The organism is Paenibacillus sp. G2S3, assembly GCF_030123105.1.
Classification (GTDB): domain Bacteria; phylum Bacillota; class Bacilli; order Paenibacillales; family Paenibacillaceae; genus Paenibacillus_AQ.
Genome location: NZ_CP126095.1, coordinates 2,861,597 through 2,884,708, shown reverse-complemented (window position 1 = coordinate 2,884,708; position 23,112 = coordinate 2,861,597). Strand labels below are relative to the sequence as shown.

The 23,112-nt window shown below is 43.5% G+C and carries 25 protein-coding genes and 1 riboswitch; of the genes, 10 read left to right on the top strand and 15 right to left on the bottom strand.

Annotation, left to right across the window (positions count from 1 at the left end; genetic code table 11):
- Positions 1–51: 51 nt before the first annotated feature.
- The 3 genes from abnB to QNH28_RS12485 all read right to left on the bottom strand — a co-directional run bounded on the left by abnB (position 52) and on the right by QNH28_RS12485 (position 4,244).
- The gene (gene abnB / locus QNH28_RS12495; protein ID WP_283911633.1) at positions 52–1,518 is read right to left on the bottom strand and encodes an arabinan endo-1,5-alpha-L-arabinosidase AbnB; all 1,467 of its coding nucleotides are present in this window, start codon (positions 1,516–1,518) and stop codon (positions 52–54) included.
- 188 nt (positions 1,519–1,706) lie between these two features.
- On the bottom strand, positions 1,707–2,774 hold the full coding sequence (locus tag QNH28_RS12490) for an ABC transporter ATP-binding protein (protein ID WP_283911632.1): 1,068 nt from the start codon (positions 2,772–2,774) through the stop codon (positions 1,707–1,709).
- A gap of 507 nt (positions 2,775–3,281) precedes the next feature.
- Positions 3,282–4,244 carry a phosphotransferase family protein gene (locus QNH28_RS12485; RefSeq protein ID WP_283911631.1) on the bottom strand — a complete coding sequence of 321 codons (963 nt, stop codon included), beginning with the start codon at positions 4,242–4,244 and terminating at the stop codon, positions 3,282–3,284.
- A gap of 129 nt (positions 4,245–4,373) precedes the next feature.
- Between QNH28_RS12485 and fabV the strand changes: the two genes are divergently transcribed.
- Positions 4,374–5,564 carry an enoyl-ACP reductase FabV gene (fabV, locus tag QNH28_RS12480; protein WP_283911630.1) on the top strand — a complete coding sequence of 397 codons (1,191 nt, stop codon included), beginning with the start codon at positions 4,374–4,376 and terminating at the stop codon, positions 5,562–5,564.
- 20 nt (positions 5,565–5,584) lie between these two features.
- On the opposite strand, the gene QNH28_RS12475 is transcribed toward fabV, so the two are convergent.
- The 5 genes from QNH28_RS12475 to QNH28_RS12455 form a co-directional block, all read right to left on the bottom strand.
- A complete protein-coding gene (locus QNH28_RS12475) occupies positions 5,585–5,842 on the bottom strand; it encodes a DUF2164 domain-containing protein (RefSeq protein ID WP_283911629.1) in 258 nt (85 codons plus the stop codon).
- A 98-nt stretch (positions 5,843–5,940) separates the two neighbouring features.
- Positions 5,941–6,909 (bottom strand): sugar phosphate isomerase/epimerase family protein, encoded by a 969-nt coding sequence (locus tag QNH28_RS12470; RefSeq protein WP_283911628.1) that lies wholly within the window; start codon positions 6,907–6,909, stop codon positions 5,941–5,943.
- 26 nt (positions 6,910–6,935) lie between these two features.
- Positions 6,936–8,012, bottom strand: a complete 1,077-nt coding sequence (locus QNH28_RS12465; protein ID WP_283911627.1) for a Gfo/Idh/MocA family protein — start codon at positions 8,010–8,012, stop codon at positions 6,936–6,938.
- Between the two features lie 31 nt (positions 8,013–8,043).
- Positions 8,044–9,141: a Gfo/Idh/MocA family protein gene (locus QNH28_RS12460; RefSeq protein WP_283911626.1), complete on the bottom strand. Its 1,098-nt coding sequence runs from the start codon at positions 9,139–9,141 to the stop codon at positions 8,044–8,046.
- Positions 9,134–9,907: a sugar phosphate isomerase/epimerase family protein gene (locus tag QNH28_RS12455; RefSeq protein WP_283911625.1), complete on the bottom strand. Its 774-nt coding sequence runs from the start codon at positions 9,905–9,907 to the stop codon at positions 9,134–9,136. Before QNH28_RS12455 ends, QNH28_RS12460 begins: the two co-directional genes overlap by 8 nt.
- A gap of 320 nt (positions 9,908–10,227) precedes the next feature.
- Between QNH28_RS12455 and QNH28_RS12450 the strand changes: the two genes are divergently transcribed.
- Complete coding sequence (locus QNH28_RS12450; protein WP_283912131.1) at positions 10,228–11,046, top strand: AraC family transcriptional regulator; 819 nt, start codon at positions 10,228–10,230, stop codon at positions 11,044–11,046.
- Between the two features lie 86 nt (positions 11,047–11,132).
- On the opposite strand, the gene QNH28_RS12445 is transcribed toward QNH28_RS12450, so the two are convergent.
- On the bottom strand, positions 11,133–11,864 hold the full coding sequence (locus QNH28_RS12445; protein ID WP_283911624.1) for a class I SAM-dependent methyltransferase: 732 nt from the start codon (positions 11,862–11,864) through the stop codon (positions 11,133–11,135).
- Positions 11,865–11,926: 62 nt separating this feature from the next.
- On the bottom strand, positions 11,927–12,133 hold the full coding sequence (locus tag QNH28_RS12440) for a hypothetical protein (protein ID WP_283911623.1): 207 nt from the start codon (positions 12,131–12,133) through the stop codon (positions 11,927–11,929).
- Between the two features lie 145 nt (positions 12,134–12,278).
- On the opposite strand from QNH28_RS12440, the gene QNH28_RS12435 reads away from it, so the two are divergent.
- A complete protein-coding gene (locus QNH28_RS12435) occupies positions 12,279–12,959 on the top strand; it encodes a TIGR00266 family protein (RefSeq protein WP_042187527.1) in 681 nt (226 codons plus the stop codon).
- A 146-nt stretch (positions 12,960–13,105) separates the two neighbouring features.
- Here the strand turns inward: QNH28_RS12435 and QNH28_RS12430 are convergent, their stop codons facing one another.
- Positions 13,106–13,579 carry a Fur family transcriptional regulator gene (locus QNH28_RS12430; protein ID WP_283911622.1) on the bottom strand — a complete coding sequence of 158 codons (474 nt, stop codon included), beginning with the start codon at positions 13,577–13,579 and terminating at the stop codon, positions 13,106–13,108.
- Positions 13,580–13,900: 321 nt separating this feature from the next.
- Between QNH28_RS12430 and QNH28_RS12425 the strand changes: the two genes are divergently transcribed.
- Positions 13,901–14,563 (top strand): S-layer homology domain-containing protein, encoded by a 663-nt coding sequence (locus QNH28_RS12425; RefSeq protein ID WP_283911621.1) that lies wholly within the window; start codon positions 13,901–13,903, stop codon positions 14,561–14,563.
- A 95-nt stretch (positions 14,564–14,658) separates the two neighbouring features.
- On the opposite strand, the gene QNH28_RS12420 is transcribed toward QNH28_RS12425, so the two are convergent.
- From QNH28_RS12420 to QNH28_RS12410, 3 genes are read right to left on the bottom strand one after another with little or no spacing between them, the layout of a single operon-like run.
- The gene (locus tag QNH28_RS12420; RefSeq protein ID WP_283911620.1) at positions 14,659–15,411 is read right to left on the bottom strand and encodes an amino acid ABC transporter ATP-binding protein; all 753 of its coding nucleotides are present in this window, start codon (positions 15,409–15,411) and stop codon (positions 14,659–14,661) included.
- A 13-nt stretch (positions 15,412–15,424) separates the two neighbouring features.
- On the bottom strand, positions 15,425–16,093 hold the full coding sequence (locus tag QNH28_RS12415; protein WP_283911619.1) for an amino acid ABC transporter permease: 669 nt from the start codon (positions 16,091–16,093) through the stop codon (positions 15,425–15,427).
- Positions 16,094–16,144: 51 nt separating this feature from the next.
- On the bottom strand, positions 16,145–16,981 hold the full coding sequence (locus QNH28_RS12410; protein WP_283911618.1) for an amino acid ABC transporter substrate-binding protein: 837 nt from the start codon (positions 16,979–16,981) through the stop codon (positions 16,145–16,147).
- A 223-nt stretch (positions 16,982–17,204) separates the two neighbouring features.
- A riboswitch (TPP riboswitch) is annotated at positions 17,205–17,308 on the top strand.
- 258 nt (positions 17,309–17,566) lie between these two features.
- On the opposite strand from QNH28_RS12410, the gene QNH28_RS12405 reads away from it, so the two are divergent.
- From QNH28_RS12405 to thiE, 6 genes are read left to right on the top strand one after another with little or no spacing between them, the layout of a single operon-like run.
- Positions 17,567–18,262, top strand: a complete 696-nt coding sequence (locus QNH28_RS12405; RefSeq protein WP_283911617.1) for an ABC transporter ATP-binding protein — start codon at positions 17,567–17,569, stop codon at positions 18,260–18,262.
- Positions 18,243–19,019, top strand: a complete 777-nt coding sequence (locus tag QNH28_RS12400; RefSeq protein WP_283911616.1) for an ABC transporter permease — start codon at positions 18,243–18,245, stop codon at positions 19,017–19,019. The genes QNH28_RS12405 and QNH28_RS12400 overlap by 20 nt, the downstream gene beginning before the upstream one ends.
- On the top strand, positions 19,016–20,050 hold the full coding sequence (locus QNH28_RS12395; protein ID WP_283911615.1) for an ABC transporter substrate-binding protein: 1,035 nt from the start codon (positions 19,016–19,018) through the stop codon (positions 20,048–20,050). Before QNH28_RS12400 ends, QNH28_RS12395 begins: the two co-directional genes overlap by 4 nt.
- 40 nt (positions 20,051–20,090) lie before the next feature.
- Positions 20,091–20,885, top strand: a complete 795-nt coding sequence (gene thiM, locus QNH28_RS12390; protein ID WP_283911614.1) for a hydroxyethylthiazole kinase — start codon at positions 20,091–20,093, stop codon at positions 20,883–20,885.
- A 23-nt stretch (positions 20,886–20,908) separates the two neighbouring features.
- Complete coding sequence (thiD, locus tag QNH28_RS12385) at positions 20,909–21,739, top strand: bifunctional hydroxymethylpyrimidine kinase/phosphomethylpyrimidine kinase (RefSeq protein WP_283911613.1); 831 nt, start codon at positions 20,909–20,911, stop codon at positions 21,737–21,739.
- On the top strand, positions 21,720–22,385 hold the full coding sequence (thiE, locus tag QNH28_RS12380) for a thiamine phosphate synthase (RefSeq protein WP_283911612.1): 666 nt from the start codon (positions 21,720–21,722) through the stop codon (positions 22,383–22,385). Before thiD ends, thiE begins: the two co-directional genes overlap by 20 nt.
- Here thiE and QNH28_RS12375 read toward each other — a convergent pair.
- Positions 22,366–23,058 carry a pseudouridine synthase gene (locus QNH28_RS12375; RefSeq protein ID WP_283911611.1) on the bottom strand — a complete coding sequence of 231 codons (693 nt, stop codon included), beginning with the start codon at positions 23,056–23,058 and terminating at the stop codon, positions 22,366–22,368. The two genes, thiE and QNH28_RS12375, sit on opposite strands and share 20 nt — an antisense overlap.
- Positions 23,059–23,112 lie beyond the last annotated feature (54 nt).

The window sequence follows — 23,112 nt, the reverse complement described above, 5'->3', positions numbered from 1 at the left end:
CTCATGACTAATTGGAACCCCGTTTCTACTGCCAATTTTCAAAAAAATTTATTATTCCATCGTTGATACATGGCTCCCCCAGATAGAGATACCTTCCTTGGAAAGCGCAGTAAACGTCATAACGTTACTAGCTGTTGCTTCATTCCACTCTTTCAGGAACACCCCATTATAAGTAGAACCGTCAATGGTAAGCTCAGCAGTATGATCATCGATAAGCTTCCATTTCCCCTTTGCCGCTCCTTTGATCTTACCGCTCTTAGTGAATTCAATCAGCTCCGACTGCACGATATCAGCCGTAATGTCTTTGTTATGGTTCACATATTTATATTCGCCTGAAATTTGCTCTTTTGTGTATTTCTCAATGGTCTCTCCGCCATAACGGTGTGGGGCTATAACTGGCCAGCCCTCACTGTTCATAAACATTTGATGAACTCTTACCTCATGCTTTTCTCCACGATTTGGGAACCGTGTATGGAAGATCAGATAATACTTGCCATTCTCTTCATCATAAAACGCTGAGTTATGACCTGGTGATACATAACCTTCTCCGCTCACTGGCAGCTCGTCATCCGTATTCAAGAATTCGAAATTCCCCATTAGCTTCACTCCATAAGGAGCATATGCTGGATCATCGAACAATACAGTAGGCGATCCTTGTGCATTAACCATATCCTGACCCTCAGAATCTTCGAAAGGTCCATCTGGAGCCTTTGAACGAGCCACACGGATGTTATATCCACCGTCTGCAGCCAGCCCCCCATAAGATAGGAACAGATAGTAGTAATCCGTTTCCGGACTGTACAGCATATATGGAGCTTCTATCCGAGCATGATTCGCACCCAGCAGCTTTTTGCCATAACCTTGATCTGGCAGCGGGAAGCCTGTATCAGCATCTAGTTCCATAATGAAAATACCACCGGAATAAGAACCGTAGACCATCCACAACTTTCCTTCTTTATCAAAGAACACATCCGGATCTACTACATTCGGCTTTTGAGTGGCATCATATATTTCTCCATCATCACCCATACCCATCATACCTGACTTCAGAATGACGCCCTTATTCTTATACGGTCCCTCAATATTGTCCGACACAGCTATGCCTAGTGCAGACAACGGGGAATCCCCTTTACAAGCATTGTAATACATATAGTATTTGCCATCCGCCAATTGGATAACATCGGGTGCCCATAAGGTATCCGTCTGTGCCCATTTTAATGCTTCAGCAAACTCCTCTTTGACATTAGGAATGAGTACGTTTCCTTCTACCACCCCAGAGGACAGCTGAGTCCAAGACATCAGATCGTTTGATTTAGCAGATGCTAAATGAGAGCCGAACACATAGAATTTGTTATTTGCCATAATGATTGACGGATCATGTACAGATACATTTTTGAAGACAGGCTGCACAGAGTCAGCTACGTTATTTATATTGCTGGAACTAGAAGAATTGTCGTTGCACGCGGTTACTGCTAATAATGAAACGCTGATCATTGTAGTCATAATTGCTTTTCTCATCGTTATACCCCCTATGTATGCCTTTTCATTTTGAAACGAAAACGAACAATAGTCAATCCTTTTATTTAATTAAGTACGTATTAATTTATATTTATTTAAATAAATAGTGAACTTTTGGACATAAAAAAAACGCCAAGCCATCGAAATGGCCTGACGTTTCCTTTTATATTTTACATAAAATAATCTTTTTAATTAGCGCCTTCTTGCACCAAAACTGGCTCTGGATAAGCGTTCTTAAGCACACGTTGTCTGCTCTTAACAACTGCCGGCGGTTCCACCTTAGGAGCCATCGGATGCATTAGCCAAGACTTCACCATATGGGTATCCGAAACCTTATACATTGGAGGCTCTTTCTCCATATCGATTTGCATAGCGTAAGTGCTACGTAGTGCGAAAGCATCGCCCTTAGGCGGTTTGATCAAATCTGGAGGTGTTCCAGGAATCGCTGTAAGCAAAGAACCTTTGCTCTCTAGACTTGGCATGGAAGCCAGCAAGCCCCAAGTGTATGGGTGTCTTGGATCGTAGAAGATCTCTTCCGCTGTTCCCATTTCGACAATTTGTCCGGCATACATAACAGCTACACGATCTGCCATTCTTGCTACAACCCCGAGATCATGGGTGATAAAAATAATAGCGGTATCAATCTTCTTCTGCAATTCCTTCATCAAATCAAGGATTTGTGCCTGGATAGTTACGTCGAGCGCTGTAGTCGGCTCATCCGCAATCAGAAGCTTAGGGTTCGCAGCAAGTGCCATTGCAATAACAACACGTTGACGCATACCACCACTGAATTCATGTGGATATTGACTGAAGCGACGTTCTGGAGAAGGAATACCTACAAGATTGAGAAGCTCAATCCCACGTTTATTCGCATCAGCTTTGGAGATGTTCTCATGTTTGAGCAGCACTTCAGTAATTTGTCTGCCGACCTTCATCATTGGGTTCAGAGAGGTCATCGGATCTTGAAAAATCATACCGATCTCTTTACCACGGATCTTCTGCATCTGCTTCTCTGTCTTGCCAATCAAATCTTGTCCATCGAACAGAATCTGTCCGCGTTTATATTCTCCTGGTGGCGTAGGAACTAGCTTCATAACCGCTTGTGAGGTTACACTTTTACCGGAACCTGACTCCCCAACAATCGCTAGAGTTTCACCTTTATCTACATGGAAGCTAACACCACGGATCGCTTGTACCTCTCCGCCGTGTGTTTTGAATGATATCGCTAAGTCTTTTACCTCTAAAAGGCGCTCCATCTTGTCACCCTCTCATTTCCTCGTCAATTATGATAATGATTCTCAGAATGTTGTAAGCAATAAGTATTATTTTATCTAGTTTTAAGGGTTCTAGTCAAGATTTTTCTGAAAAAAATACGACTAACCCCACACTTTAGTACTAGATCAATTTATTGCGTGCTCAATAGCTGCGATAGATCCACTTTAAAATACGCTAATAGAAAATAAAGAATAACTACTAGGTCCAGCTAAATACAATAAATGGTATGGCAAGAATACTGCCATGAAGCTAATGCCCACTATCAAAATATACACGAATAACACATCCAAAGCAAAGTAACATGTGATCTTGTGGATCAGTAAGCGATGCAATTTGTGTATAAATGATCATGAACATAAGTAGTATCGACAACTGCTACAGCAAACTTACAGTATCAATATGTACACTCAACCGTTCAAACATAAGAATTCTCCCCTACTCTTGCTCAGCCTCCTTATCTTTTATGATGTAGTTGTGTCAAAAATGTGTTAATTCATAAACCGCTTCCAGCCCTCAAGCAGATTATCACGCGCCCACTTAAGGTGGCCTTGGCTATCGTATTTACGCGAATAATACTCGATGAAGTAAATTAAGTCGATATATAAGTCGTAGAGTTTTTTGCGGGCACATTCATTTGGGCTGTCGAAGCTATTCCCGTAACCTCTGCAGAAATGCTCTGAATTCTCAATATAGCGAAAATAATATTCCATAAGTGGATCGCCCCAAAGAGCCCGTTCCCAATCAATCAATGCAACAATGCGGCCCTCTCGCACAAACACATTGCCATCCCATAAATCCCAGTGTATTAGGCGAGGTTCAGTGACAACATCCATAACATGTAAGCGACTTATGATTTCAGCCTCAACGTTTTCTAACGGAATGGGCATCTCTGCCTTTAAACGACGTGCATCTTCAAGCAGGTTTATAATCAAATGCTTAAAAACTTCCCTCCATGAATTCCCTTTTACAAGTGTGGACGCACTAAATAATCCGAAACGTTCACCAGGAATTTCATTTATTAACCGGGAATAACGACCTAACTCTTCCTCAATACTTATTCTCTGCTGCAGACTTAGTTCTTCCTTAATTTCATTATAGGGCTGACCGACTATTTTCTCCATGAAAAAAAACTCACTCGAAATCATTTCTTTACTGTTATCATAAGCGTATACCTCAGGCACAGGCACTGTCCCTTTTGACTTCATCAGTCTCATCGCCGTAACCTCTACAGACATAATGTCTTGCTCGTAATTAAGGGTGTCTGTTTCATCAGATGGTGCTATCTTAAGAATCATGGCTCTTCCGTCTGATAAAAGAAGGTCATATGCTGCGTTAAAATAGCCACCAGTCAGTTCAGTACTTCGATTAATGCTCACATGACTTCCAAAAGTAGCACCTACCAAATTATTCTGTTGCTCTGTCGTTAATTTTGTTTTAGTAAAGCTCTCCAAGATCTCACCACCATAATGAAATATGTATCAAACGATAAACAAGCCTTCTCCATTTGATTGAAAATTGTTAAAATTAGAACTAACGTGTATCATTAGCCTGCTTTTCATGAAAGAGAGGAAACCATTAACATGATTATTAAACCTAGAACACGCGGCTTTATCTGTACTACCGCACACCCGCAAGGTTGCGCTCGTCAAGTAGAGCGGCAAATCGAATATATCCAGACACAACCCGAGATCAAAGGACCACGTAAGGTGCTTGTCATTGGCGCCTCTACAGGCTATGGCCTCGCCTCACGGATTACAGCCGCCTTTGGGGCTGGAGCCAGCACAGTAGGCGTCTACCGCCAGAGCAGCAGCAATGGAGCCCGTACAGCCTCTGCTGGGTGGTACAATTCAGCAGCTTTTGAAGAGCTTGCAGAGAAAGCTGGGCTTCAATCCTTCAGTGTAACCGGTGATGCCTTCTCCAAGGAAACGAAGGATAGAACCATACAGCTGATTCGCAGTGAATTGGGACAAGTTGATCTAGTCATCTACAGTGTTGCTTCTGCTCGCCGAACAGATCCTGAGACGGGTGAAGTTTATAACTCCGTAATTAAACCTATAGGGGATACCTACACGAATAAAACCGTAAACTTTCATACGGGTGAGGTCAGCCAGATATCTATTGAGCCCGCTACCGACAAGGAAGTTGATGATACCGTTCGAGTCATGGGTGGTGACGATTGGCAGCTTTGGATTGAAGCACTCCATCAAGCGGGAGCTTTGGCCGATCATGCGACCACAATTGCTTTCTCTTATATCGGGCCAGAAATCACCCAATCCGTATATCGCAAAGGAACGATTGGACGTGCAAAAGATCATCTAGAATCAACAGCACATACACTTACCGAAAAACTATCTAGTATAAACGGTCGAGCTTATATAGCAGTTACGAAAGGACTCGTCACACAGTCTAGCTCGGCAATTCCTGTCGTACCCCTATATACTTCTGCACTATACAAAGTTATGAAAGAGAAAGGTCTTCATGAAGGCTGTATAGAGCAAACCTATCGGTTGTTTGCAGAGCGTCTCTATGCAATTGAGGGGACCCCTGTGGATGAAGAAGGCCGCATCCGCATAGATGACTGGGAGATGTCCTCGGCTGTACAGAATCAAGTGTCTCAAATCTGGGATGAACTCACTACAGACAACATCTATGAATTGACAGATCTAGAAAGCTACAAACAGGAGTTCTTCCAGTTATTTGGTTTCGAGACTGAGGGTGTAGATTATGAGGCAGAGACTGATCCAGACGTAACGATTTCCAATCAGCGGTAATCAAAAAATTATGTTACGGACTATCTTCTATCAGACGTTATGGGTTGCTCAAGTGCATACAATTCTTCTTCAATGGAAATCATCTTATGCTCAATTACTTTGCGGGCGTCTGCCAGTGCCTGGTTGTAAATATAAGGTGAGAGTTCTTTGAGCATAAAATCAAGAAGATTCTCACTTGCTAATTGGCCAATTTCGCTAGATAACTCCGTATCAAAATAATCTTGAATGCTGGATGTAATCTGAAGTTTATGTTCTCTCTGTATTTTTATCGGCTGCATGGATCGTCCTCCAATTAGTATGGTTTAAGATTCACAGTATTGATACAGGAAAAATGACGTGCTTGCGCACGTCATTTCTTATGTCTAAACCAAATAATTTAAACCCACCACATTTCTGTCAGTGGCTCCTCAATCAATACTTGTTGCAGATTACTTACTGCTTTGGAGAAGCCCTCTTCCACAGACATCAACCCATCTTCATGCTCAATACTTACTACATAATCGTATCCTACCAAACGAAGAGCACTAATAATGTCAGCCCAAGTCTTAAGATCATGTCCAAAGCCGACCGAACGGAACTGCCAAGCACGGTCAAGCATTTTGGTATAGGATTGCATATCGGTTAAACCATGCATATTAACATTAACTGGATCAATGACAGTGTCTTTAGCGTGGAAGTGATGGATTGCACCTTGGCGCCCCAAAATATGAATCGCCTGTACCGGATCAATTCCTTGCCACCACATATGACTCGGATCAAGGTTCGCCCCGATTACTTCACCCGCAGCTTCTCTCAAACGCAGGAGAGTACCCGGTGTGTGAACGGAGAATCCGCCGTGCAGTTCAAGACCAACCTTCACATCATGCTTTGCCGCAAAGGCTCCCCATTCAGTCCAGTAAGGAATCACTTTATTCTCCCATTGCCAATCCAGAATTTCTTGATAGTCATTTGGCCATGGAGCTACCGGCCAGTTCGGATACTTGGCACCCTCATGATCACCTGGACAACCAGAGAAGGTATTAACAACTGGAACACCTAGCTTCTGTGCCAATTTGACCGAGTTGACAAAATCCTCATGGTCCTTCTGGGCAAGCTCTTTTTGTGGGTGTAGGGGATTTCCGTGACAGCTCAGTGCACTGATCGTTAATCCACGGGATTCCACAGCATGTTTGAATTCTTTCAATGCTGTCTCATTCTCGAGAAGCATCTTAGGATCACAATGACTGTTACCAGGATTGCCTCCTGTACCAATCTCTACCGCCTTTAGTCCTTTGGACGCAACATAATCAAGAGCATCCTCCAGCTTGCGACCGCCAAACAAGACCATAAATACTCCAAGTTTCACTGTAAGTCACCTCTTTTACTAGTAGTTTACTTACCTTCACCATACATATCGAAGTCTTTCAGCACTTGATTCTTCTCTGCGGATTCAAAAATAGCCTCAATCAAATTCTGAACACGCATTACTTCGGCATTCTTAACGATTGGTTCGGCTGTTCCCTCAATTACGGCTGCGAAATTGTCATAGAAGCTAGAGCCTAGTTCCGCTGGTTTAGGTAAAGCTTCAGTAATGGTAGCCCCTTCCGAAGGAGGCGCCATAGTTTTGGTTAAACCAACACCTGCGCGTATAGGCTTAGGCTCGATCTTTTCACCTTCATTGTTTCTAGTGACCAAACGACCCGTTAAAGACCAATCCTCGATAATACCCGTTCCTTCAATACCCTTCACATACCATCTAGGCAGTGTGATAAAGTTAGTTGTGCCAACCTCAACGATAGCTTTTATCCCATTCTCAAATTGCAGGATCGCTTCAAAACCATCATCTACATCATTTCCTAGAATAAAGCTCAGACTGCTGCTCACACTGGTGACTTTGCTGTCGATCATAAATAAGAGCTGGTCCAATAAATGAACGCCCCAATCCAGCAGCATACCTCCACCTTGTGCCTTGACATGACGCCAGTCCCCGGGAATACCATTCGCCCCATGTACACGGGATTCAATCTGGAATAACGAGCCGACCGTCTCCTGATCATAAATCTTTTTGATGGTTAAGAAATCTCCATCCCAACGTCTATTCTGGTGAACCATAAACACACGCCCTGCTGCATCCGCAGCGGCCAGCATTTCTTGAAGCTCTACCTTCGACATCGCGACCGGCTTCTCACAAATTACATGTTTGCCAGCTTGGAGCGCACGTATAGCAATTTCTTTGTGCACATCATTTGGCGTCGCAATAAGAACAATCTCAACCCCAGGATCTGCTAATACTTCTTCATAACTTTCATATACCTTGTAGCCAACTTTGATGGAGTCCGTACGACGTGCTTCAAGCACGTCGTACGTTCCTACCACTTCTAAGGAATTATTCATTTTAATCAATTCTGCGTGATATTTCCCCATTCCTCCAAAGCCAACGATGACTACGGAATGTATGTTTGAGCTCATGACTTCCACTCCTGTTTCTCAATTAATTATCTTAATTATCTGATGTGCCGTCAAAATACACAGCGCGACCTGTACGTGAAGATTCATAAATAGCTTCCAAGATTTGAGTAACGACGAGGGCCTGTTCAGGTTTAACGACAGGCTCCTTGTCTTCTCTAACCGCTTCAAGCCATAGGCGAGCTTCACGATCGGATTCACTCTCTTGACCTCCATCATAGAAAGCTACACCGCCAGCAGACAAGTCTACTTTGGTCTCATACAGACGTCCACCACGATCACCATTTAGGCGTAGGCCATCCTTCATATCTGCACCACCCTCAGTACCTGCCAGAAGCGTTTGAGCTTCTCTATACTCAGATACATTAAGCGCCCAACTGGACTCCAATACAATTGTAGCACCATTTTCCATGGTAATAAATCCAAAAGCAGAATCTTCTACTTTAAATTGCTCTGGATCCCAAGGACCAAATGCGTTACCACCGTTCTGACGGTTGCCCAGCTTATGAAAAGCCGAACCCATAACACTGCGTGGTTTATAATTATCCATCATCCATAAAGTAAGATCAAGTGCATGTGTTCCGATATCGATCAGTGGACCGCCGCCTTGTTTCTCTTCATCCAGGAATACGCCCCAAGTAGGAACTGCACGACGACGCAGCGCAATTGCTTTTGCATAATAAATCTCACCAAGCTCGCCGTTTTCGCAGACCGCTTTAAGGTACTCACTATCCGAACGATAACGGTTCTGGTAACCTACAGTCAGCTTCTTTCCTGTACGATTGGCTGCATCAAGCATTTCCTGAGCTTGGGCTGTGGTCTTAGCCATAGGCTTTTCACACATTACATGATTGCCAGCTTCCAAAGCAGCAACGGTAATCACGGAGTGACTGTCATTCGGTGTGCAGACATGGACAATATCAAATCCGCCAGCTTTCAAAAGCTCGGTGTAATCTGTATAAACAACAGCGCCTTCAGCGCCATAAGTCTTAGCTGCTTCTTGTGCACGTTCTTCAACGATATCGCAGAAAGCTACCATTTCAGCATCCTTCTGACGTGACAAACTTGGCATATGTTTTCCATTTGCGATACCACCGCAACCTACAATAGCAATTTTCAACTTATTAGACATGAACTTTTCCTCCTTGATTTGCGTATGCTTTTACCCATTTCAAACTATCTTCAACACTTTCTAATGGTGAACGACTGCAGAAATCCTGCTCTACTACCGCCCACTCCACATTTGCCTGTACAGCTGCATTTAAAATTGCAGTAAGGTTCACTTCACCTTCACCCAGTACAACTGTTTCCGGAGTTCCATCTTCATTTTTCTTCAAATCCTTCAGATGGATGATTGGCAGTCGACCTGCGTATTTGTTGATATATTCAACTGGATCATAGCCTGCATGATGTACCCAGCAAGTATCCATTTCCACTTGCAGTAGATCAGCCGGAACCTCGTCAAACAATCCATCAAAAGCAGTACGGTCACTATCACCATATTTATCCGTTAACTCGAAATCATGATTGTGATACAGAAGAACTGCTCCGCCCGCTTTGCACTTTTCTCCAATAACCTTCAGATTCGCGGCAACTTCTTCATAGTTCCGTTGTTCTTCTGAGAGATAAGGAACAATCAAATTAGGATTTCCAATCTCAAGATTGTAAGCGATTTCTGCTTCTGTATCATTCAACAATGCGTCATAAGGACGATGTGCGCCGAGCGCGACCAGTCCAAGCTCATTTAGCAATTGTTTAACTTCTGCTGCGGTACGGCCGAAATAGTGAAAAAACTCTACCCCTTTATATCCAAGGGCTGCTACCTTGCGTAGTGTTCCTTCAAAATCCTGTTCCAGTTCTTCTCTAAGCGTATACAATTGCAGACCTATCTTCAGCATTTTCTAATCACTCCAATGGGTTTAGGGTTAGCTTACTAATTCGTATAGACTTTTTTCCGCTGCTCGTCCCCAATGAGATCAATAGCAGCAATCACTTGAACAATAATGCTGTTGCAGAATTGACTAATCTGATTCCCATTAGTTTCCATTAACATCCACTCTTGTTTGCATAGCTAATATCGACTCCGTATAGCGTACATGGTCGATTTCTTTCTTTATTGCTTAGGTACATAGTAATATGAAAGCGTATATAATAAAATGAATAATATGATTAAAACATGAACAATCTGATTATCATTTCTACACATCAAGGAGGACCTATGACTCAATCAACTACCTGTCACGTATTATCAGCTGGATTTTCCTTTCACCGCAAACCTTTTCATATGTCACATAGTCATGGGAATCAGAACTTTTTAATTCGTCTACAAACCGAAGGACGTAGTCGCGCTATGATCGACGGTGTAATGACTCCTGTGGAAAGCGGCGACATTATGCTGTTTGCTCCTAATGATCCATACTATTTAATTATTGATAAGGAAGAGTATCCTGTAGGCAAACCGCGGATTGAAAGCGGAGATTATCATATTTTTTGTGAAGGGACATGGATTGTTGAATGGTGGCAACGCGCTCAGAGACCCGCACTCTTAAGCGTGCCACTAAGCGAGAATTTCCTCGGCTTGTTTCGTCAACTGATTCTTGAGCACAGACGTCTATCCGATTTCTCACCAGCGATATCCGCCTGTTATCTGCAAATCCTATGTATGGAAATCGACCGACTTATTACAGATCAGCCAGCAATTACTCCAAAAGGTTATCTGGCCTACCGCATGAAGCAATATGTCGAGGAACATGCAACCTTGCCTTTTCTGTTGGAGGATGTTGCAGCTCATGTAGATATATCCGTCTCCCGTGCCGTTCATTTATTTAAGGAAGCTTTCGGTACAAGTATTATTAAATATGTAAATGATGTCCGGCTAGAGATGGCAAGAGAACGAATAACCTTCAGCCCTATGCCGCTGGAGCAAGTAGCAGAAACCTGCGGTTTCGCGAACTATACTTATTTTCATCGCGTATTCCGAAGTCGTTTCGGCATGTCCCCTAGACAGTACCGTGTACACAGTAGAGCCCAAGTATGAACAAGATGGGGCTATCCCTTTAGTAGATAAACTACTTCAAGGATAGCCCCTGCTTCTATATTCAAACAAAACTCATGGTAGTGAGATTATTGTTTTTCAGCTGAAATAATTAGGAACATCGGTCTACGATCCTCGTCCTTCATCCATGGATCATTTTTCATTTCATCGGATGGCATAGGCTCCCTTACAGCTTTTATTGCAAATCCTGCTCCAATCAGATCATTGAAATAGGTAGAGATCGTACGATGATATTTAATCACATTTTCTGTTAAGAATTTGGTTTCGCGCAATCCCTCTGACTGATAATAATCTACAGGCCAATGTAGCCGATTGCCTTCGTCATCCACGTACCAGTCCTGTTCATTTCGAGAAGTAAAGATGGGATGCTCCACTGAAAAGATAAAGCTGCCACCCGGCTTAAGGTAAGCATGTATCTTGCGGCAAATGGCTTCAAAGGACTCGATATAATGCAAGGCCAATGAACTTATAACCACATCAAATTGTTCGCTCGCAAATTCAATGTCCTCAATCGGCATCTGGATATAAGAAATAGCAGGGTCGTCTGTTTTTTCACGTGCTTCTTGAAGCATCTTTTCAGAGATATCTACGCCAATGACGGAACTCGCATGCTGCTCACGTGCATATAAACAGTGCCAGCCGAAACCGCAGCCTAAATCAAGTACACTTTTATTATGTAAGTCTGGGATCAAAGGTTGTAATACATGCCATTCCCCCGCGGCTTCAAGTCCACCAATGGAACGAGGCATTTGTTTATAGGCTGAGAAGAAATTCGTATCGTCGTATTTGTTTTGTTTCATTAATTACACATCTCCTATCCCTTTATGTCTTCAACCAGTATATTCTTAGTGACATATTCATTTCAAATGGCCAAATAAAAAGGAGCATCATCTTGGAAGATCTGCTCCTTGTATTTATTCTTATTCAGTTGCTGCTGCTTGCTCGGCGTTAACCGTACATGCTGTGAAATGGCGCCATAATCTCCATTGGATCTTCGACTTTGAGCTGCGCACCAGGTTCCTGAGCGCTCTGCCTTTAGCAAGGCTTTTTGAGTTTTGGTTCGTGCCATGTGGCACCACTCTCCTATTCATTGGTGAACTATCAGACAACTACAGTTTAACATAATACAGACTATGAGCGCAGCCAGAATTCCGTTACAATGAGATCACTGCTAGTTTTCTAACTTATCTAAATAGATTCGGAGGTTTTTAGTGATGAAATACGATGTTTTGTACGAGGGTGCTTTTGCTATGTTGAAGGTATATTTGGACCCCGGCGAAAGCGTTAAAGCTGAGATGGGCGCAATGGTTGCCATGTCTCCTAACGTAGAATTAAAAGGAACGGCTGATGGAGGCGTAATGCGGGGTCTGGGAAGAATGCTGAGCGGTGAAAAGTTCTTCTTCCAGGAACTCAGAGCTATCCGTGGTCAAAGTGAGGTCCTACTGTCTCCTGGATCTTTAGGTGATATCCAAGCTATCGAATTAGATGGATCCTATAAGCTGTTAGTTCAAAAGGACGGATTCTTAGCCGGAACGGAAGGCATTCAAGTAAATACCAAAATGCAAAATTTAACGCGCGGACTGTTCTCCGGTGAAGGCTTCTTCATTGTAGAAATTAGCGGTAGAGGAACAGTATTCCTATCCTCCTTCGGAGCGATCCACGCCATTAATTTAGCACCTGGTGAAGAGATGATTATCGATAATGGACATCTCGTGGCCTGGCCAGATTATATGGATTACAAGGTAGAAAAAGCAGCCTCTGGCTGGTTAAACAGTTTAACCAGTGGTGAAGCGCTCGTCTGCCGATTCCGCGGAGAAGGTGTCATCCTCGTTCAGAGCCGTAACCCTGGCAGCTTCGGAACATGGATTAAATCCTTCGTGCCCACTCGAAGCTAAAAAGACGCAGGCTATCCCATAAGAGGATTTCCTTTAACAGTTATTTAGAGGGAGTTCTCCCCTAATTACTCTCCGAAAAAGAGGCTGCCCCATGAGTAGCATTTACTACTTCTGAGGCAGCCTCTTCTTTTGATTAGAAAGCGGGCTTATGAGACCGCTTTGTTTGCTTTTTCTTTTTTACAGCCGGTACGTTTACATGTGCCATAAGTGCCCTTGAAATCAAGGCGGTGATCCGTGACGTTAAAGCCATATTCACGTTCCACTCTTTTCTCCAGCTCCACCAGCCAGTCATCCTTAATTTCCTCCAACCTGCCGCACACACTGCATATCAAATGATGATGCATGTGAGAATGATCATTTCCGCGCAGATCGTAACGAGCGACTCCATCTCCGAAGTTCATCTTTTCTACAATGTGAAGCTCGCATAAGAGCTCAAGTGTACGGTATACCGTTGCTAGCCCTAAATGCGGATAGCTATTCTTAACGAGCATATATACTTCTTCTACACTAAGATGATCTTTCTCATTGTCGAGCAATATGTTCACTATGGCTTCACGCTGGGGCGTTAATTTATACTTTTGCGCAGCAAACAGCTGACTGATATTTGAAATTTGATCCATTTGTTCTCCTACCTTCCCGGAATGATTTAACATCCGTATCCACTGAGACGCACCCATTTATGCATCAAAATATTAAACGTAAATAGTAATCGTTACGATATAATCATATCAAAAATAATCACGAATGAATAGAGCCTGACATCATTATAACATTTCAGCTCTCTTATCCAAAGTTCTTTCACCCAATCCTGCCTATTTTTCTACCAAAATCTACTTTTTCGTGAAATATTATAGGTTTGACCGCAACCTTTCCATATTTTTCTGCGTTTAAGTTTGTGATAGCGGCCACGAGGCCTATCCCTACAACGAGGTGAAATAACCATGAATATGAAAAAAAGAACGTTAGCCGCGATTACAACCGTTAGCATTCTCTCCTTCTCTTTGGGTGGCCAAATATTTGCAGCCGGAAACACCTTTAAGGATATTGATAACATAAACGGCAAAGAAAAAATCATTTCTTTAAAAACTCAAGGCTTAATCAAAGGGGTTACTGAATCCCAATTCCTGCCTAGCTCCAAAGTAACAACAGCACAAGGGATCCAGTTCATATCGGGCGGGCTCCAGCTTAGCCTCGCGGCCATTGATTTCAACAAAGCTCCTGTTGCTAGCGGCTTGTTCACGAAAGTCAAAGATAAAGCTTGGTATGCTGAGGCTTTTATCAATGCGTACTACAATCGTGTCGAGCTTCCTAAGGATATCGATCCTACCAAAACAATAACCAAAGAAGAGTTCACAAATTACCTAGTACAAGGGGTCGAAGGCATTGGGAATCTGCCAATGATTAATATAGTGCCCGTAGATATCGCTGACGACGCTGCGCTGAACCCCTCTTATCAAGGCAGTATTCAACGTTCGCTTAAATACAAGATCAATAGTTTAGACGCTAACGGAAAGTTTAATCCGAAAAGCGAAATCACACGCGCTGAAGCTGCGATTATGCTCTTTAACGCTTTGGAATTCCTCAAAACTGGCATTAAATCCTAGCCTAAAACGATACACCACTAATCTGAACGATAAACACGAAGAAGCAGCCCAGGCATAGTCCTGAACTGCTTTTTTTTTTGCGTTTTGATCTTCTTCTAACCTTCTTCACCGCTAATTCTGTTCAGAAATTGCAAAGCACGAGGATGCTTCGGATGCTCAAGAACTTCTTGCGGTGTCCCTTGCTCTAGAATATGGCCTCCATCCATCAGAATGATTCGGTCAGCCACATCAGCAGCAAATTTCATCTCATGGGTCACAATCACCATCGTCATTCCTTCTGCCGCTAACTGTTTAATAACCTTTAGCACTTCCCCCACCAGCTCAGGATCTAGCGCCGAGGTAGGCTCATCGAACAGTAGCACCTCTGGATCTACTGCCATGGCACGAGCGATAGCAACCCGTTGCTGCTGTCCACCTGATAGCTGATGCGGATATGCATCCGCTTTCTCTGCCAAGCCTACTTTTGTTAACAACTGAAGGGCACGTTCGCGGGCTTCGTCCTTGGATCGTTTCTGGACCGTCACCTGCCCCTCCATTACGTTGCCTAATGCAGTCATATGCGGAAAAAGATTATAGGATTGAAAGACCATCCCTGTTTTTTGTCGTAATGCCAAAATGGACTTCTGGGGGATTTTCTTATGATCCGTGAAATTAATTTTAATATCACTGAGCGATAAGCTTCCTTGATCAGGAACTTCAAGCAGATTAAAGCAGCGTAAAAGCGTTGTTTTACCAGATCCCGATGGACCAATAATAACTAGCACCTTACCATGCTCCATTTTAAGATCAATGCCCTTTAATACCTGCAGCTCACCGAAGGATTTATGCAAATTAAGTATTTCAATCATAACAGTCTCTCCCTTAGCTCGCAGAGTAACGACTCAGTCGTTTCTCCAAGTAATTTTGCAGTGCTGATAAAACAGAGCAGAATAGTAAATAGAACAATCCTGCTTCGCAATAGATCAGCAGTGGCTCGTAGGAGGTGGAAGCAACCTGCTGTGCTGTTCTGAACATCTCCGTATAGGTAATGGTCGCTGCAAGTGAAGTGTCTTTCACCAAGCTAATAAAGGAATTCGATAACGGCGGTACAGAAACACGGGCAGCTTGTGGCAGTATAACACGGCGCAACGCTTGCGCACGAGTCATCCCAACGGAGAAGGCCGCTTCCCATTGGCCTTTATGTATCGACAGGATAGCAGCACGTACGATTTCTGATGAATATGCTCCTACACTAAGAGTAAATCCAATGGTCGCGGCTATGAATGGGTCGAGCACAATTCCAACTGCGGGTAAACCATAGAATATAATAAATAGCTGTACTAACAATGGGGTTCCGCGAATGACCCATACATAAAAGCGGGCGATTAGCTTCGGTAGCACCCACGGGGAGAGCCGAGCTAATGCAGTCAATATCGCTAATATCAATCCCAGAGCAAATGATATCAATGCCAAAGGAATGGTAAAAGCCACCCCGGCTTTTAGCAGGGGTAGCAGTGAATCTAAGAAAATTTGTATTTTACGGTCATCCATTTTCAGACATCCTTTTTTGGCTCCAAGCTAGTTAGCTTCTGAAACCTTGTATTATTTTGAAACGTCAGCACCAAAGTATTTCTCAGAAATCTTTAAGTACGTGCCATCGCTCTTCATTTCAACAATTGCATCACTAACTGCTTTTACCAACTCATCGTTACCTTTCAAGAACACAGCAGCGCTTTGCGAACCTTCAGGAATCTCATCCACCACTTTAATTTTCACATCAGGCTTCTGTTTTTTCAGATCCAGATAAGACAAGCCATCATTTACAGTCGCATCAATACGACCCGAGGTCAGTAGGTCCATCGCTTGATTAAAGCCGTCTGTAGCTACAATTTCAGCGCCGTTCTTACGGGCGATATCGGACAGGTTACTGGTTAGAGATTGTCCGGCTTTTTTACCCTTAAGATCTGCAAAGGTCTTGATATCATTATTGTCTTCACTCACAATCAATACCGCTTTAGATACGATATATGGTTCAGAGAAATCATATTTCACTTTACGATCTTCATTAATGGATACTTCGTTAAAAATAACATCAAACCGCTTGGCATCCATCCCGGCAAAAATACCATCCCACTGTGTCTCAAAAAATTCAGGCTCAACACCGAGACGCTTCGCTACTTCCTCAGCAATTTCTACGTCAAAACCGGTCAGTTTACCCGAAGCGTCATGATAAGTAAAGGGTGCGTAGGTCCCTTCTGTTCCTATCCGCAATTTGCCGCTAGCTTTAACAGCTTCCAGACTATTTTGCGCTGTAGATGCTGCACCACCATTAGTTCCAGCTGAAGAGTTCTTAGAAGTATCGGTATTCGAATTATTGCCGCATGCCGCTACTAACACCACGGTTAATGCCAGCAGAATAGTTAAACTTAATTTTCTCATTACTAATTCCCCTCTCTTTACCCGGAATTATTCCGGTAAATTGTATACTACACTGGCTTCTGTTTACCGTCAATGATTTTTTCCGATTATATACATCGGAATTGTAATATTAGGTAAATCTCTACCCTTATATTACCCATTCTTAGAATAATCCTTCACAAGATCCTCTCTTTACATCTCAGAAAGATATGGTATATTTATAAACAAATTAAATATGGACCTGTTATTTCACTAGGGGAGTCGGCCGACTGAGACGGAGCTTCAAGCTCCGGACCCTTGGAACCTGATCTGGATCATACCAGCGGAGGGAAGTGGAGCAGAATTTTCATCCCATGCATTTTTTAGTGTTCCTATGCAGAATGAACTTTTTGACCCATTTATTTCCCACCGGAAATGAATGGGTCTTTATTTGTTTACAAACTTTTAGCGTATGCTTCCGATGCTAGTTTTGTACGAAGCTTCTCAGGTAGCCTATGCTATTCAAAACTTTTAGGAGGTTAAATCATCACGACAATCCTATCCATTCAAGGCTTAGCCTACTCTTTTCCAGAATCAAAACAGCCCCCTGTATTTACAAACTTAAGCATGGATATCAGTCAAGGAGAGTTTGTCTCTGTCATTGGGGCTAGCGGATGCGGAAAAAGTACGCTTTTCAAAACCATAGCAGGCTTGCTCGAACCGACTCACGGGAAAATAATGATTCCTTCCAGCCCATCAGCATCAAATCGCTTAGGTCAGATCGCTTACATGCCGCAGCAGGATTTGCTGCTGCCGTGGAGAACAGTGCTCGACAACTGTCTTTTGCCTTGGGAAATCAAGCCAAGGTCCAATAAACAACAGACCATCTCTCATATTCGTGAAATGCTATCACGCTTCGGTTTAGCCGATGTAGAGAAGGCATATCCTCATGAGCTATCGGGTGGCATGAAGCAGCGGGTCGCATTTCTGCGAACACTAGTGGCTGGCGCCGGCGGCCGTCTTATACTGCTAGATGAGCCATTTGGAGCGCTCGACGCTATGACCAAACGAGAGATGCACCGTTGGCTTTTAGAGCTTTGGGATGAACTGAGTCAAACGGTGATGCTCATCACCCATGATCTGGAGGAGGCGCTATTGCTAAGCGATCGAATTTATTTATTGTCTGGAGGCGTGCATAGCGAATTACAGGAGATTATTGTTGATTTACCAAGGCCAAGACATTACAAGATGAACTATGAACTCCGGTTTATAGCCTTGCGTGAAGAGTTGGAGCGGAGAATGTATGCAACCCATACCTTTTAAAAAACATCTAGACCGTTATGGCCCCTTCATTCTATTGGTGTTGTTTATTCTCGTGATCTGGGAGTCAGCTGTTCGTCTTCACTTGATTCCAGCCTTTATCCTCCCTGCACCTTCTTCAATAGGTATCGCATTGATCGAGCACAGACAATTATTATTTGGTCTGCATTTATTAGCGACATTGCAGGAAATATTGGTTGGTTTTATATTTTCGGTAATCTGTGGTGCGCTGCTGGGCACAGGGATGTTCTTATTTCGACCACTTGAAAAGGCTATCTATCCCTTCCTTATTATCAGTCAGACGATTCCGTTAATCGCACTATCCCCCATTTTTATTATGTGGTTCGGATATACGCTGTGGAGTAAAGTCGCTGTTGTGTTTCTAACTGCTTTTTTCCCAGTCGTAGTGAGTACATATGATGGTCTTCGTACAAGTGGTCAGGCATACAAGGACTTATTGTTAACATTCGGCGCAAACCGCTGGCAACTGCTTGTTAAAACCCAAATTCCGCTGGCGCTGCCCTCTTTTTTCTCAGGACTAAAGCTATCCATTGTGTACTGCGTGATTGGAGCAACCATCGGCGAATGGCTCGGCGGCAGCAAGGGACTCGGTTACTTTAGTCGAAGAATGGCTGGGAATATGCAAAGTGCTGAAATGTTCGCCGCAGTATTTCTTTTATCCGCACTCGGTGTAGTACTGTTTCTGATGATAGCTCTACTCGAAGTAATTTTTTTCAAGAAAAGAGGCTCTAACCGATGAATCATTTAAAATCCCAAATAAAATGGGTTTTTCCCATGTTTCTCATCTGTTCTGTCTTAATCTTAAGCAGCTGCGGAAAAGCATCCAACATAAGTAATCCTTCTGCTGATTCTTCTAATAACGAAAATAAGCAAACCCACAAGCTGACGATTATGCTCGACTGGTATCCCAATGCCGTTCATTCTTTTTTATATGCTGCTGAGCAAAATGGCTATTTCAAAGATGAAGGTCTGGACGTAGAGATCCAAATGCCCGCCGACAGCAATGATGCACTGAAACTTGTGGCAGTGAATCAAGTCGATTTAGCGCTTAGTTATCAACCTCAGGTGCTCATGGCACGCAGTGAGAACATTCCAGTACGTTCAATTGCAGCGATTGTGAGACATCCGCTTAATCATTTAATGGTACCTCAGGCCGGGGATATCCATAGTCCCAAAGACCTCACAGGTAAACAGATTGGGTACTCTTCCATCCCTCTTTACGAAGCCATGATTCGTACGATGATCCAAAACGATGGGGGTGACCCAAATACCAGCAAATTAATAGACGTAGGCTTTGACCTTATTCCGGCGATTGCGACCAAGCAAGTGGATGCCATTATGGGTGGATTCATTAACCACGAACAATTAATCCTGGAAAAAGAAGGTCATCCCGTCCTCTCGTTCAATCCCACCGATTACGGAGTCCCTGATTATTACGAGCTAGTACTTGTCGCCAGCGATCAGGGAGTACAAAATTCTGAGTCCTACTTCAAAAAATTTCTCAACGCCATTACTAAAGGACAGAAATTCGTAGAAGAGAATCCGGAAAAAGCGTTAAATTTGCTGCTTGCACACGAAGATGCGACCTCTCCACTCGATAAGCAAATTGAGGAGAAAAGTCTGGAAATTCTACTTCCGCTAATGAATGCGGGTGACAAAGATTTTGGATATCAAGAGCCCGCGTCTTGGGAGAAGGTACGACAGTGGCTATCCGACAATAACTTACTGTCTACTGACATCAAAGCTAAGGATGCTTTTATCAATCTTTAAACATTAGATACTTACTCATAACACTTGAGGAGGAATTATCATGAGTTATCTATCCAAAGTCCGGCAATCCAATCCACTGGTCCACAATATCACCAATATCGTCGTAGCTAATTTTTCTGCCAACGGTCTTTTGGCACTTGGTGCCTCCCCTTTTATGGCAGATGCTCACGAAGAAGTTGTAGATATCGCCGCATTTTCGGGTGCAGTAGTTCTAAATATTGGCACACTGAATGACTACGCCATTCAATCCATGGTGCTCGCGGGACAATCTGCAAATAAGCACGGCGTTCCCTTAGTTCTTGATCCAGTGGGTGCGGGAGCAACTTCTTTTCGAACAACTGTGACTCAAAAGCTAGTGAGTGAGATGCAAATTACCGCTCTGCGTGGCAATGTAGCGGAAGTTGCCAATGTCATTGGTGAGAGCTGGTCTATTAAAGGGGTGGACGCAGGCGAGGGGGAAGGCGATGTAGTCATCTTGGCTGAGACTGCCGCGCGGAAGTTAGGTTGTGTAGTTATCATCACCGGAAAAGACGATGTGATCAGCAATGGAGATAACACCTACATTGCCAGCAACGGTCACCCTATTCTAACGAAAGTAACTGGAACCGGATGTCTGCTTAGTGCAGTAGTCGGGGCATTTCTAGCGGTAAGTGAAGGAGCGTCTCTTGAGGCCGCAGTGGAAGCTCTCTCCTTCTACGGAGTAGCTGCTGAAATCGCTGCTGAGCTAACATTTGATCAAGGGCCGGGGAGCTTTCAAATCGAGTTCCTAAATCAATTGAGCTTGGTCACACCTGAAACCTATAAAGAGAAATCAATAATCAAGCAGCTTAGATAACGACACACAAAGGAGTGAACCTAATGATGATATCCAAAGCTTTAACCATAGCCGGCTCGGATAGCGGGGGTGGTGCTGGGATTCAGGCAGATCTAAAAACCTTTCAAGAGCTATCTGTATATGGCATGTCTGCACTTACAGCTGTGACAGCCCAGAACACACTAGGAGTTCAAGGAGTATATCCGTTGACACTAGTCGCTATTACTCAGCAGCTTGATTCCATTGGACTTGATCTGAAACCGGATGCTGTGAAGACCGGGATGCTTTTTAACAGTGACATCATACGTATCGTAGCAGAAAAGATCCAGCAATACGGCTGGCGTAATCTTGTAGTTGATCCTGTAATGGTTGCTAAAGGGGGTTCCACGCTGCTACAACAAGAAGCTGTTCAATCCTTAATCAATCATCTCCTCCCGCTAGCCTTAGTGACGACTCCCAATATTCCAGAGGCTGAAATGATTACAAACAGGAGCATCAATACAATAGACGATCGTAAAGAAGCTGCTAAACTCATTCATGCCATGGGTTCTAACTATGTAGTGCTAAAAGGTGGGCATGATACCTCAACTACGGCTGTTGTGGATCTCCTATATGATGGTCAAGCGTTCATCTTTATGGAGAGTCGACGAGTTCAGACAAGGCACACGCATGGTACAGGCTGTACTTATTCAGCAGCAGTTACCGCCGAGCTTGCCAAGGGGAAATCCGTTCCTGAAGCTATTCACACCGCTAAGACTTTTATACAAGCGGCGATTGAAGACGAGCTGGGCATTGGGGCAGGACATGGGCCTACAAATCATTTTGCTTACAAGAATAGATTGCGAGGGATGAACCTTGAAACGAATAGACAGTGATCAACTACGGGAATTATTAAAAGTCTATTTCATTATGGGCAGCGTGAATTGCCTTAAATCCCCAGCCAAGGTATTAAAAGAAGCCGTCGCTGGAGGCATAACGATGTTCCAATTTCGTGAAAAAGGAACGGGGGCATTAACTGCCCAAGTTAGATTTAATTTAGGGAGACGGCTCCAAAAGATATGCCGTGAAAACGGAGTACCTTTTATCGTTAATGACGATATTGATTTGGCAATCGCCCTTGATGCGGATGGCATTCATGTAGGACAAGATGACACTCCCGCGCTGGCGATTAGGCAGCTGCTTGGGGAAGATAAGATCGTTGGTGTATCCGCTCATTCGCTCGCCGAAGCTCAGCAGGCGATTGCGGATGGAGCCGATTATCTAGGCATTGGACCTATTTATCCTACCTCTTCCAAGGAGGACGCCCAAGCTGTTCGAGGTACATCAGTTATTGAGGAAATACGAAACTGCGGCATTACGATTCCTTTGGTCGGCATAGGAGGAATTACGGTACACAATGCAGCGCCTGTATTAGCTGCAGGTGCGGACGGTATCTCCGTGATCTCAGCTATTGCGGGTGCTGAAGACATCACCTTGGCAGCCAGAGGATTTGTTCACGAAGTTATTTTAAGCGAGACATAAGCTCACTCAGCTCTTCAACGCTCAAATGCCGCCATTGTCCTCTCTCCAAACTATCAAGTGTAATATTCATGATTCTTATACGCTCTAGCTCTAGTACTCTATATCCTAACTCTTTGCACATTCTGCGTATTTGCAGATTAAGGCCTTGAGTTAGGATAATTCTAAACTGATATTCTGCGATCCGAGAGACCTCACAAGGTTTTGTTGTGACGCCAAGAATATCCACACCACTAGACATTGCCTGTATGAACGCTGACGTTATCGGCTTGTCTACAATAACTTCATATTCTTTTTCATGCCCATTTTCGGAACGCATCATTTTGTTTACAATATCTCCATCGTTAGTTAACAAAATGAGGCCTTCCGAGTGTTTATCTAATCTGCCGATCGCAAAAATCCGTGAGGGATAACCTACAAAATCTATAATATTCCCGGCTACATTTGGGGCAGTTGTACAGGTAATACCTATCGGTTTATTAAGGGCGAGATATACCGGCTCCCCTTTGCTGCTTGTTATCGGCTCTCCATCAATCCATACGATATCCTCTGGCTCTAAAAGAATATTCGCATCACAGACGATACCATTAACAGCGATTCGGCCTGCTGCAATAAGTCTTTTCGTTTCTCTTCTGGAACAAAAGCCTGTTTCACTTATATATTTATCAATTCTCAATAATGCTCCTACTTTCCATCTGATACTGATACTTGCATCTATCCATAAAAAAAC